The sequence below is a fragment of the Pseudomonas sp. M20 genome (genome assembly GCF_045037865.1).
Classification (GTDB): Bacteria; Pseudomonadota; Gammaproteobacteria; order Pseudomonadales; family Pseudomonadaceae; genus Aquipseudomonas.
The window spans coordinates 3063943-3075018 of record NZ_CP173611.1; the positions used below are offsets into that span (position 1 = coordinate 3063943).

Below are 11076 nucleotides of genomic sequence, written 5' to 3' on the forward strand. Positions count from 1 at the left end.
GGCTTTGTCGTTTCAGCGCTTCAGATCAATGCGCAAACAGCGAATTGCCCTTCTGCCCCGCCAGTTTCTCCGGCTTGATCAGGAACTTCGCCAGTGCCGGCAGCAGCCACAGCGCACCGAACATGTTCCACAGCAGCATGAAGGTCAGCATCAGGCCCATGTCGGCCTGGAACTTGATCGCCGAGAAGATCCAGGTGCACACGCCGATCGCCAGGCACAGGCCGGTGAACAGCACCGCTTTACCGGTGGATTTCAGCGTCTGGTAATAGGCCTCCTGCAACGGCAACCCGGCACGCAGGAAACTTTCCAGACGGCTGTAGATGTAGATGCCGTAGTCGACACCAATCCCCACACCCAACGCCACCACCGGTAAGGTCGCAACCTTCACGCCGATGCCCATGAACGCCATCAGCGCGTTGCCGAGTACCGAGGTCAGCACCAGCGGCAGGACGATGCACAAGGTCGCCGCCCACGAACGGAAGGTGATCATGCACATCACCGCCACGCAGATGTACACCAGAATCAGGATGGTCAGCTCAGCCTGTTTGATCACTTCGTTGGTGGCCGCTTCGATCCCGGCGTTACCGGCGGCGAGGATGAACTCCAGACCGTCCTTGTTATTCTCCTGGGCAAACTCCTGCACCGCATGTACCGCCCGATCGAGGGTTTCGGCCTTGTGATCGTTGAGGAACACCAGCACCGGCGCCAGCGAGCAACTGTTGTTGTACAGGCCGTCGGCACGGGCAATGGAGTTGTTCAGCACGTCCGGGTTGCGCGACAGGGTTTCCCATTTCAGGTTGCCTTCGTTCATGCCCTTGATCATCTGCTTGGACACGGTCACCAGCGAGATCGCCGACTGCACGCCCTCGGTGTTCTGCATCTTCCACATCAACTGATCGATCGGCGCCATGGCTTCATAACGCGAGCAGCCTTCAGCCTTGGTCTTGACCATCACCACCAGTACGTCAGAGCTGGTGGAGTAATTGCTGATGATGAAGTTGTTGTCTTTGTTGTAGCGCGAGTCCGGACGCAGTTCCGGTGCGCCCTGGTCGAGGTCGCCGATTTTCAGGTTCTGGCTGTACCAGAGGCCGCCGCCGAAGGCGATCAGCGCCAGCAGCACCGAGATGCGTGCGACTTTCGGGTTGGCAAAGTTCGACAGCAGGCGCCAGAACGGATGCTCGCGGTTGGCGTCCTTCTTGCTCCTGGCAATCGCACGTTTACTGATGCCGACATAGGAAATCGCCACCGGCAGCAGAATCAGGTTGGTGAACACGATCACCGCCACGCCGATCGACGCGCCAATGGCCAATTCACGGATCACGCCGATGTCGATGATCAGCAGCGTGATGAAGCCCACCGCATCCGCCAGAATCGCGATCATCCCCGGCAGAAACAGTTGCCGGAAGGTACGTCGCGCTGCGGTCAGTGCGTTGTCGGCCTCGCTGGATTGCAGGGCGATGCCGTTGATCTTCTGCACGCCGTGGGAAATACCGATGGCGAAGATCAGGAACGGCACCAGCATCGAATACGGATCGAGTCCGAAACCGAAGAAGTGCATCAAGCCGAGCTGCCAGACCACCGCCACCAGCGTCGTACTCAATACGGCGATGGTGCTGCGCACGCAGTTGGTGAACCACAGCAGCAGGATCAGGGTGATGACGAAGGCGATGCCGAAGAACAGCACCACCATCACCAGACCGTCGATCAGGTCACCGACCTTCTTGGCGAAACCGACGATGTGGATTTTGACGTTGGGATTCTGCGCTTCGAACTTGTTGCGGATCTTGTCTTCAAGCTCATGGGAGAACTTGCGGTAGTCCAGCGCCAGTAACTTGCCCTGGTCTTCCGGATCCGGGTAGGACTCCAGCAGCGGAATGTCGACGATGCTCGACTTGAAGTCGTTGGCCACCAGACGCCCGACCTGACCGGACTTGAGCACGTTGTTACGCAACAGATCGAGGCTGTCCTGCGAGCCGTTGTAGCTCTGCGGGATCACTTCACCGCCGGCAAAACCCTCTTCGGTCACTTCGGTCCAGCGCACGCTCGGACTCCACAGCGACTTCAGGCCGGAGCGGTCGACGCCGGAGATGTAGAACACCTCGTCGTTGATCTGCCGCAGGGTCTCCATGTACTCCTTGGAGAAGATGTCGCCGTCCTTGGCTTCCACCGAAATACGCACGGTATTGCCGAGATTCGCCAGATCGTTGCGGTGCTCCATCATCTTCTCGATGAACGGATGCTGGAGCGGGATCATTTTTTCGAAACTGGTGGAAGGCCGGATCAGCGTGGCCTGCCAGAACAGGAAAATGCTCACCACTAGACAGATCAGGATTACTGCCGGGCGGTTGTTGAAGATCAGGCGTTCAAGAAACGTCGCCTTGTCCTGCTGAGGAGTGATCAAGGAAGTCATAGCCCCGCCTTCTTGTTATTGATCTCGGCACCGTTCGGCAGTGTGGTGTGAACGCCGCCCTGCCCGCTCAGAATCAGGTTGCCGTCGCCGGCCGCAGTGACCGATGACAGCGAAATGCGGTCCGGACGGTTGAACACGCTGAAGGTCTCGCCATTGTCACTGCTGCTGATCACCGAGCCGCCGTTGCCGACGATGACGATCGAGCCGTCTTCGAGCAGGGTCGCACCTGACAGGCCGAACTCCAGCGCCCCACGTGCAGCTTTCAGTTCGACCTGCTCCCAGGTGCTGCCGAAATCCGTGGAGCGATAAAGATTGCCGCGCAAGCCGTAGGCCAGCAGGGTTTGCGGTTGTGCCGTGCCGATCACGCCAAACAGCGAGCCTTCGTACGGGCCTTCGAGTTTTTCCCAGGTCTGGCCGTCGTCGGCGGAGCGAAACATGCTGCCCGACTCGCCGACGATGAACAGCCCGGCATCCTTCACCGCCGCGATGGCGTTGAGGTGGAACTGGTCTTCGTTGTCGAGGCGGTCGCTGACGTCTTGCCAGTTTTTACCGCCATCGGTGGTTTCCAGCAGCGCGCCGTACGCGCCCACGGCGAGGCCGCTGTTGACGTCCTTGAACCAGACGTCGAGCAGCGGCGATTCACGTTTGAGGTCTTCGAATTGTTTGGTCCAGGTCAGACCGCCGTCTGCGCTGGCGAGGATTTGCGCGTCGTGGCCGACCGCCCAGCCGTGCTTGTCGTCGACAAAGTACACCGCTGTCAGCAGTTGCCGGGTCGGCACTTTGGCTTGGGTCCAGGTTTTGCCCTGGTCATCGGAATAGAGAATGTGCCCGCGATCCCCGACCGCCACCAACCGTTTGCCGGCGTGGACAACATCGAGAATCAGGCTTTTCGCGGCTTTGGCGGATTCGGTGGCGTAGACCACGTCGGCTGGCGCCTCGGCGGCAATCACCGGTGCCGATAACGTGGCAAAGCCCAGCAGAGAGAGTGCTGTGGCCAGCAACGCGGTGTTGCGTAACGCCGGCGGGCGGCAACGACTCATAGACCTTCCCCTATTTATTATTGTTAGGCCATCTGGCCTTCAAGGGCGCCGCAAGTGTGCTCCGCTGATGGCTGCTCAGGAGCATAGTCCTGAAACCCGCAATCCAGAGCCACTTCGGAAGCTGGCTCATCCTATCGGGCTTTCGAAACGTCTGACAATCGGCGCCACGTTATCTTTTGTTAACCGCATTGCCGACGGATTCCCCTGTAGGAGTGAGCCTGCTCGCGATAGCGGTGTATCAGGTAAGAAATCATTGACTGACACACCGCTATCGCGAGCAGGCTCACTCCTACAGGGGTTGTGGGGGCTTTGGGAGTTGAATACATGACCATTCGCCGGGGTGATGCGGCAAAAGTCATCGAGGGGACTTGCACGATCGGTATTATGGTATACCATCAGACGCACAGACACTCTCAATACACCTACGGAGCAGCTCATGAGTTTCGAAATTCGCAAGATCGTCAGCTATGTCGAAGAAACCTTCATCGAAGGCGGCAAAGCCACTGACAAGCCCGTGACCATGGTCGGCCTCGCCGTGGTGATGAAAAATCCTTGGGTGGGCAACGGTTTCGTTGAAGACCTCAAGCCGCAGATCCGCGCCAACTGCTCCGACCTCGGTGCACTGATGGTCGAGCGTCTGGTCGGCATCATCGGCGGTGCCGAGAAGATCGAGGCCTACGGCAAAGCCGCTGTGGTCGGTGCTGATGGCGAGATCGAACACGCCTCCGCGGTGATCCACACCCTGCGCTTCGGCAACCACTACCGCGAAGCCGTCAACGCCAAGAGCTACCTGAGCTTCACCAACAAGCGCGGCGGTCCGGGCACTTCGATCCAGATCCCGATGATGCACAAGGACGACGAAGGTCAGCGTTCGCACTACATCACCCTGGAAATGCAGATCGAAGACGCGCCGCGTGCCGACGAAATCGTCGTCGTGCTGGGTTGCGCCGACGGTGGTCGCCTGCACCCGCGCATCGGCAACCGCTACATCGATCTGGAAGAACTGGCCGCCGAAAAAGCCCAGTAATCACAATAAAAAGGCATTGCAGGAGCGCTCCATGATTCGGCTCACCGCTGAACTCACCCCGGCTGGCACCAGTTACCTGGCGACCGGCCAAGGCCAGCCCGTGGTTTTGATCCACGGCGTGGGCCTCAATAAAGAAATGTGGGGCGGGCAGATTGTCGGCCTGTCCAGCCAGTACCGGGTGATCGCCTACGACATGCTCGGTCATGGCGCCAGTCCGCGACCGGCCAGCGGCACCGCCCTGCTCGGTTACGCCGATCAGTTGCTGGAGCTGCTCGACCACCTCAATCTGCCACAGGCAGCGGTGATCGGTTTCTCCATGGGCGGTCTGGTCGCGCGGGCCTTTGCCCTGCATTACCCGGAGCGCCTGCAAAGCCTGGTGGTCTTGAACAGCGTGTTCAATCGTAGCGAAGAACAGCGTGCCGGCGTCATCGCGCGCACCGCGCAAGCGGCCGAGCATGGCCCGGACGCCAATGCCGAAGCGGCGCTGTCACGCTGGTTCAGCCGTGAATATCAGGCGGCCAACCCGGCGCAGATCGCGGCGATCCGCCAGACTCTGGCCGGCAATGATCCGCAAGGCTATCTGACGACTTATGAATTGTTCGCCACCCAAGACATGTACCGCGCCGACGACCTGGGCAGCATTCAGGCGCCGACGCTGATCGCCACCGGCGAACTCGACCCCGGTTCGACCCCGGAAATGGCCGAGCAACTGGCCCGACGCATCCCCGGTGCGAAGGTTGCCGTGCTGTCTGAGCAACGGCATATGATGCCCGTAGAGTCGCCGCGTCTGGTCAATCAGACACTGCTGGAATTTCTCCAATTCGCACACTCCCGACAAAACCATATAAAGGGGATCGTTGCATGACACTCGCACGCTTCCAGATGTGCATCGGCGGAGAATGGGTCGACGCCCTCTCCGGCAAGACCTTCGAAAGCCTCAACCCGGCCACGGCGCAAGCCTGGGCCCAACTGCCCGACGCTGATGAGGCGGACGTCGAACGCGCCGTGCAAGCGGCACAAACCGCCTTCGACAGCCCGGCGTGGCGCGGTCTGACCGCCACCGCACGCGGCAAATTGCTGCGTCGTCTCGGTGACTTGATCGCGGAAAACAAGGAACAACTGGCGCAGCTGGAAAGCCGCGACAACGGCAAGCTGATTCGCGAAACCCGTGGCCAGGTCAGCTATCTGCCGGAGTTCTTCCACTACACCGCCGGTTTGGCCGACAAGCTCGAAGGCGGCACGCTGCCGCTGGATAAGCCCGATCTGTTCGCCTACACCGTGCACGAAGCGATGGGCGTGGTAGCCGCGATCATTCCGTGGAACAGCCCGCTTTATCTGACCGCAATCAAACTGGCGCCGGCCCTCGCCGCTGGCAACACGATTGTGATCAAGCCGTCCGAGCACGCCTCGGCGACCATTCTTGAGCTGGCGCGGCTGGCCCTCGAAGCAGGGATTCCGCCGGGCGTGGTCAACGTCGTCACCGGTTACGGGCCGAGCACTGGCGCCGCCCTCACCCGCCATCCGCTGATCCGCAAGATCGCCTTCACCGGCGGCGCGGCGACGGCACGGCATGTGGTGCGCAGCAGCGCCGAGAACTTCGCCAAGCTGTCGCTGGAACTGGGCGGCAAGTCGCCGAACATCATCTTCGCCGACGCCGATCTGGACAGCGCGATCAACGGTGCGATTGCCGGGATCTATGCCGCGTCCGGGCAGAGCTGTGTATCGGGTTCACGGCTGTTGGTGCAGGACGAAATCTACGACGAATTCGTCAATCGACTGGTCGAACGCGCCCAGCGTATCCGCATCGGCAACCCGCAAGAAGACAACAGTGAGATGGGCCCGATGGCCACCGCGCAGCAACTGGCGGTGGTCGAAGGTCTGGTCGCTGATGCCATAGCTGAAGGCGCCCGTTTGCGTACTGGCGGCAAGCGGCCAACGGATCTCGGCGAAGGCTGGTTCTACGAGCCGACGCTGTTCGAATGCGACCGCAATTCGATGAAGATCATGCAGGAAGAAGTCTTCGGCCCGGTGGCTTCGGTGATTCGCTTCAAAGATGAAGCCGAGGCGCTGGCGATCGCCAACGACTCGCAGTTCGGCCTCGCCGCCGGCATCTGGACCCGCGATCTGGGCCGTGCTCACCGCCTCGCTCGCGATGTGCGCTCGGGGATTATCTGGGTCAACACTTACCGTGCGGTGTCGGCAATGGCGCCGATCGGCGGCTTCAAGAATAGTGGCTATGGACGCGAAAGCGGCATCGATTCGGTGCTGGCCTACACCGAACTGAAAACGGTGTGGATCAACCTGTCTCAGGCGCCAATGCCTGATCCGTTTGTGATGCGCTAGGAGTCCTGCGAAATGATCGAACCCGGCATTTACAAAGACGTCATGAGTTCCTTTCCGTCCGGCGTCACGGTGGTCACCACCGTTGACCCCGAAGGCGGGATCGTCGGCATCACCGCCAGCGCTTTTAGTGCGCTGTCGATTGATCCGGCGCTGGTGCTGTTCTGCCCTAACTATGCTTCCGACACGTATCCGGTGTTGCGTGACAGCAAGAAATTTGCGATCCATTTGCTGTCCGCTGACCAGACAGCTGAGGCCTACGCCTTCGCCGGAAAGGGCAAGGACAAGGCCAAGGACATCGAGTGGCATTTGAGCGAGTTGGGTAACCCGATTCTGGCCAAGGCCACGGCGATCATCGAATGCGAGTTGTGGCGGGAATACGACGGTGGTGATCACGCGATCATTGTTGGCGCGGTGAAGAACCTGATCCTGCCCGCGCAACCGGTGACACCGATGATTTACCACAAAGGCAAGCTCGGGCCCCTGCCAACCCTGGCCTGACGGATTCACACAAAACCCTGTAGGAGTGAGCCTGCTCGCGATAGCGGTGGATCAGTCGACATCCATGTTGAATGTCAGTCCGCTATCGCGAGCAGGCTCACTCCTACAAGGGATCTGTGGTCACAGGAGGAATGATGAATAACGAAAAGTACGAAAAAGGCCTGAAGATCCGCACGCAGGTGCTCGGCGAAGCCTACGTTCAGCGTTCAATCGACAACGCCGACGATTTCACCCGCCCTCTGCAGGAAATGGTCACCGAATACTGCTGGGGCCATGTCTGGGGTCGCGACGGTCTGTCGCTCAAGGAGCGCAGCATGATCAACCTGGCGATGATCTCGGCGCTCAACCGTCCGCATGAACTCAAGCTGCATGTGCGTGGCGCCTTGCGTAACGGCCTGAGTCGTGAGCAAATACGCGAAATTCTGCTTCAGGTCGGCATTTATTGCGGCGTTCCGGCAGCCGTGGACAGTTTCCGGCTGGCCCGTGAAGCCTTTGCCGAAGCCGACGCCGAAGCCTCAGTCAACCCCTCGGCTGTTTAGATGCCCGTCTGGCATGGACAGCCAACTTAAAGAGCGGACCCCATGAAACGCCAGCCACTCGACGACAGCTTCAAGGTCAATCGCAACCCCGTTACCCTGCGCGAAATCGTGCTGGATAAACTGCGTAGCGCGATCATGAATTTCCAGCTCATGCCCGGCGATCGTCTGGTCGAGCGCGATCTGTGTGATCGCCTTGGCGTCAGCCGCACCTCCGTGCGCGAGGCCTTGCGTCACCTGGAATCCGAAGGTCTGGTCGAGTTCGCCGATGCCAAAGGCCCGCGTGTCGCCATCATCACGTTGGCCGACGCCGTCGATATCTACGAATTGCGTTGCGTACTGGAAGGCCTGATCGTCCAGCTGTTCACCCTGCGTGCCAAGGCCAAGGACATCAAAGCCCTGGAAAAAGCCCTCGACGAAAATCGCAAGGCGCTCAAGGACGGCGAACTGCAACAGGTGATCGACTCGGTGCAGGGCTTCTACGATGTGCTGCTGGAAGGCTCGGGCAACCATGTCGCGGCGACTCAGCTGCGTCAGTTGCAGGCGCGCATCAGCTACTTGCGCGCGACCTCGGTGTCGCAGGAAAACCGTCGCGGCGCGAGTAATCAGGAAATGGAAAAAATGGTCGAAGCGATCAAGAGCGGTGATCCGCTGGTGGCGCATCAGGCCTGTGTTGATCACGTTCGCGCTGCCGCTGCGGTAGCGCTCGACTATCTCAAGCGCAAGCAGGAAGAGACCGGCTCTGTCGTTAAAGGCACGCCGGCCATGACCCTGCCGATCGCGCTGAAAGAACCGCGTATAGGTCACTGATATGTTCAGCCCGAGCTATTGCCCGAAATGCGGCGGCCCTGACCTCGGTCAGCAGGTACCAGCGGGCGATACGCACGAGCGCCTGATGTGTCGCGGTTGCGGCTACATCCACTACGTCAATCCGAAGATCATTGCCGGCTGCATCATCGAGCAGGACGGCAAATACCTGTTGTGCCAACGGGCGATCCCACCGCGCCCGGGCACCTGGACGCTGCCCGCCGGTTTCATGGAAAGCGGCGAGACCACCGAGCAAGCGGCCCTCCGAGAAGTCTGGGAAGAAAGCGGCGTGCGTGCGGAAATCGTCTCGCCGTATTCGATTTTCAGCGTGCCGAAGATCAGCGAGGTGTACATCATCTTCCGCGCGATCGCGCTGGAGATCACCGGGCAGTACGGGCCCGAGACCATGGATTACAAGTTCTTCGCGCCGGAAGACATCCCGTGGGAGCAGATCTATTACCCGGCGATCCGGCAGATTCTCGAACGCTATATCGAAGAGCGCCAGGCTGGGGTGTACGGGATTTACATGGGCAATGACGACAGCGGCAAGATCCACTTCATCCGCTGACAACGCAGCCCGCTCTTTGTAGGAGTGAGCCTGCTCGCGATAGCGGTGTGTCAGTCGGTGAAAATTTTGACTGATAAACCGCTATCGCGGGCAGGCTCACTCCTACAGGGGTTTTGTGGTGTGGCTTAAACTGGGGCGATGCCTTCAACGATGATGATCTCCGCCCTCGCCCATTCTTCCCGATAACTTTTCGCCTCCTGGTACGCCGCCGAGTGGTAGCAAGCCACAGCCTTCTCATAGCTCTCGAACTCGATCACCACGCTGCGCTGCGGCGTCTCGCGCCCTTCCATCGCCTCGCTGCGCCCGCCTCTGGCCAGAAACTTCGCGCCAAACTCAGCGAAGGCTGCCGGCGCGCGCTGGGTGTATTGGCTGTAGTGATCGGCATCGGCTATATCCACATGAGCAATCCAGTACGCCTTCATAGTGACCTCTCTGTTGATTTTGTATTATGGTATACCAATATATTTCCAACGAACCCTGAGAGTCCAGCATGGCCTTCAACAGCATTGAAGAAATCATCGAAGATTATCGTCTCGGCAAAATGGTTTTGCTGGTCGATGACGAAGACCGCGAAAACGAAGGCGACCTGTTGCTGGCCGCCGACCGTTGCACGCCCGAGGCCATCAGTTTCATGGCCCGAGAAGCGCGAGGGCTGATCTGCCTGACATTGACTGACGAACATTGCCAGCGTTTGGGCCTGGAGCAAATGGTCCCGGCCAATGGCAGCGTGTTCAGCACCGCGTTTACCGTGTCGATTGAAGCGGCGGTTGGCGTGACAACCGGCATTTCGGCGGCGGATCGCGCCTGCACGGTCGCCGCCGCCGTCGCGCCGAATGCCCGTGCCGAAGACCTGGTGCAGCCGGGGCACATCTTCCCGCTGCGCGCCAAGGAAGGTGGCGTGCTGACTCGCGCGGGTCACACAGAAGCGGGTTGCGATCTGGCGCGTTTGGCCGGTTTCACCCCCGCCTCCGTGATCGTCGAGGTGATGAACGACGACGGCACCATGGCCCGGCGCCCGGATCTGGAAGTATTTGCGCGCAAGCACGGGATCAAGATCGGCACCATCGCTGACCTGATCCACTATCGCCTGAGCACCGAGCACACCATCGAACGGATTGGCGAACGCGAGCTGCCGACGGTGCATGGCACGTTCCGTTTGATCACCTTTGAGGATCGCATCGAGGGCGGCGTGCACATGGCGATGGTCATGGGTGATCTGCGCCGTGAAGAGCCGACACTGGTGCGTGTGCATGTAATCGATCCGCTGCGTGATCTAGTCGGCGCGCAATACAGCGGGCCGACCAACTGGACGCTATGGGCGGCGCTGCAACGGGTTGCGGCTGAGGGGCATGGGGTTGTTGTGGTGCTGGCCAATCACGAGTCTTCGCAGGCGTTGCTGGAGCGGGTGCCGCAATTGACTCAGCCGCCGAGGCAGTTCAGCCGTTCGCAATCGCGGATTTATTCCGAGGTGGGGACTGGGGCGCAGATTTTGCAGAATCTGGGGGTTGGCAAACTGCGTCACCTAGGCCCGCCGCTGAAGTATGCGGGGTTGACGGGGTATGACCTGGAAGTGGTCGAGAGTATTCCGTTTACCGAGTGAAGCTGCCCTCACCCCAGCCCTCTCCCGGAGGGAGAGGGAGCTGACCGGGTTGTTTGAACGCTATACACCGACCTGAGATACCGAGCCGAACTCAGGTTTTGAACAGCCTCCGATCGGCCCCCTCTCCCGAAGGGAGAGGGCTGGGGTGAGGGGCTGGATCTAACATTCACAAAAAACATCCAAGCCGAACGCATCAAATAATAACCGCCCGGCCAGATAACCGGTAAGGCAAAGTGCTTGCACAAAG

11 protein-coding genes are annotated in these 11076 nt (G+C 60.0%); 8 read left to right on the top strand and 3 right to left on the bottom strand.

Features of this window, described 5'->3' with window-relative positions:
* Positions 1-25: 25 nt before the first annotated feature.
* Together ACI514_RS13520 and ACI514_RS13525 are read right to left on the bottom strand one after the other, a co-directional pair.
* On the bottom strand, positions 26-2410 hold the full coding sequence (locus ACI514_RS13520) for an RND family transporter (protein WP_160057433.1): 2385 nt from the start codon (positions 2408-2410) through the stop codon (positions 26-28).
* The gene (locus ACI514_RS13525; RefSeq protein WP_160057432.1) at positions 2407-3450 is read right to left on the bottom strand and encodes a YCF48-related protein; all 1044 of its coding nucleotides are present in this window, start codon (positions 3448-3450) and stop codon (positions 2407-2409) included. The genes ACI514_RS13520 and ACI514_RS13525 overlap by 4 nt, the downstream gene beginning before the upstream one ends.
* A gap of 436 nt (positions 3451-3886) precedes the next feature.
* Between ACI514_RS13525 and ACI514_RS13530 the strand changes: the two genes are divergently transcribed.
* From ACI514_RS13530 to ACI514_RS13560, 7 genes are all read left to right on the top strand, one after another.
* Positions 3887-4477 (top strand): amino acid synthesis family protein, encoded by a 591-nt coding sequence (locus ACI514_RS13530; protein WP_007917992.1) that lies wholly within the window; start codon positions 3887-3889, stop codon positions 4475-4477.
* A 31-nt stretch (positions 4478-4508) separates the two neighbouring features.
* Entirely contained in the window at positions 4509-5342 is an 834-nt protein-coding gene (locus ACI514_RS13535; protein WP_160057431.1) for an alpha/beta fold hydrolase, read from the top strand.
* A complete protein-coding gene (locus ACI514_RS13540) occupies positions 5339-6820 on the top strand; it encodes an aldehyde dehydrogenase (protein WP_160057430.1) in 1482 nt (493 codons plus the stop codon). Before ACI514_RS13535 ends, ACI514_RS13540 begins: the two co-directional genes overlap by 4 nt.
* A gap of 12 nt (positions 6821-6832) precedes the next feature.
* The gene (locus tag ACI514_RS13545; protein WP_016984497.1) at positions 6833-7318 is read left to right on the top strand and encodes a flavin reductase family protein; all 486 of its coding nucleotides are present in this window, start codon (positions 6833-6835) and stop codon (positions 7316-7318) included.
* Between the two features lie 134 nt (positions 7319-7452).
* Entirely contained in the window at positions 7453-7857 is a 405-nt protein-coding gene (locus ACI514_RS13550; protein ID WP_405124045.1) for a carboxymuconolactone decarboxylase family protein, read from the top strand.
* Between the two features lie 42 nt (positions 7858-7899).
* Entirely contained in the window at positions 7900-8664 is a 765-nt protein-coding gene (locus ACI514_RS13555; RefSeq protein ID WP_053121182.1) for a GntR family transcriptional regulator, read from the top strand.
* 1 nt (position 8665) lies between these two features.
* The gene (locus ACI514_RS13560; RefSeq protein WP_160057428.1) at positions 8666-9229 is read left to right on the top strand and encodes an NUDIX hydrolase; all 564 of its coding nucleotides are present in this window, start codon (positions 8666-8668) and stop codon (positions 9227-9229) included.
* Between the two features lie 125 nt (positions 9230-9354).
* Here ACI514_RS13560 and ACI514_RS13565 read toward each other — a convergent pair whose 3' ends face one another.
* A complete protein-coding gene (locus ACI514_RS13565; RefSeq protein WP_160057427.1) occupies positions 9355-9651 on the bottom strand; it encodes a DUF1330 domain-containing protein in 297 nt (98 codons plus the stop codon).
* 68 nt (positions 9652-9719) lie between these two features.
* On the opposite strand from ACI514_RS13565, the gene ribBA reads away from it, so the two are divergent.
* Positions 9720-10829 carry a bifunctional 3,4-dihydroxy-2-butanone-4-phosphate synthase/GTP cyclohydrolase II gene (gene ribBA, locus ACI514_RS13570; RefSeq protein ID WP_160057426.1) on the top strand — a complete coding sequence of 370 codons (1110 nt, stop codon included), beginning with the start codon at positions 9720-9722 and terminating at the stop codon, positions 10827-10829.
* Positions 10830-11076 lie beyond the last annotated feature (247 nt).

What these genes read in the sequence shown, in the direction of transcription:
- ACI514_RS13540 (WP_160057430.1), top strand. Translation starts at nt 5,339, where the DNA reads ATGACACTCGCACGCTTCCAGATGTGCATCGGCGGAGAATGGGTCGAC.
- ACI514_RS13560 (WP_160057428.1), top strand. Translation starts at nt 8,666, where the DNA reads ATGTTCAGCCCGAGCTATTGCCCGAAATGCGGCGGCCCTGACCTCGGT.
- ACI514_RS13545 (WP_016984497.1), top strand. Translation starts at nt 6,833, where the DNA reads ATGATCGAACCCGGCATTTACAAAGACGTCATGAGTTCCTTTCCGTCC.
- ACI514_RS13535 (WP_160057431.1), top strand. Translation starts at nt 4,509, where the DNA reads ATGATTCGGCTCACCGCTGAACTCACCCCGGCTGGCACCAGTTACCTG.
- ACI514_RS13555 (WP_053121182.1), top strand. Translation starts at nt 7,900, where the DNA reads ATGAAACGCCAGCCACTCGACGACAGCTTCAAGGTCAATCGCAACCCC.
- ACI514_RS13565 (WP_160057427.1), bottom strand. Translation starts at nt 9,651, where the DNA reads ATGAAGGCGTACTGGATTGCTCATGTGGATATAGCCGATGCCGATCAC.
- ACI514_RS13550 (WP_405124045.1), top strand. Translation starts at nt 7,453, where the DNA reads ATGAATAACGAAAAGTACGAAAAAGGCCTGAAGATCCGCACGCAGGTG.
- ribBA (WP_160057426.1), top strand. Translation starts at nt 9,720, where the DNA reads ATGGCCTTCAACAGCATTGAAGAAATCATCGAAGATTATCGTCTCGGC.
- ACI514_RS13525 (WP_160057432.1), bottom strand. Translation starts at nt 3,450, where the DNA reads ATGAGTCGTTGCCGCCCGCCGGCGTTACGCAACACCGCGTTGCTGGCC.
- ACI514_RS13520 (WP_160057433.1), bottom strand. Translation starts at nt 2,410, where the DNA reads ATGACTTCCTTGATCACTCCTCAGCAGGACAAGGCGACGTTTCTTGAA.
- ACI514_RS13530 (WP_007917992.1), top strand. Translation starts at nt 3,887, where the DNA reads ATGAGTTTCGAAATTCGCAAGATCGTCAGCTATGTCGAAGAAACCTTC.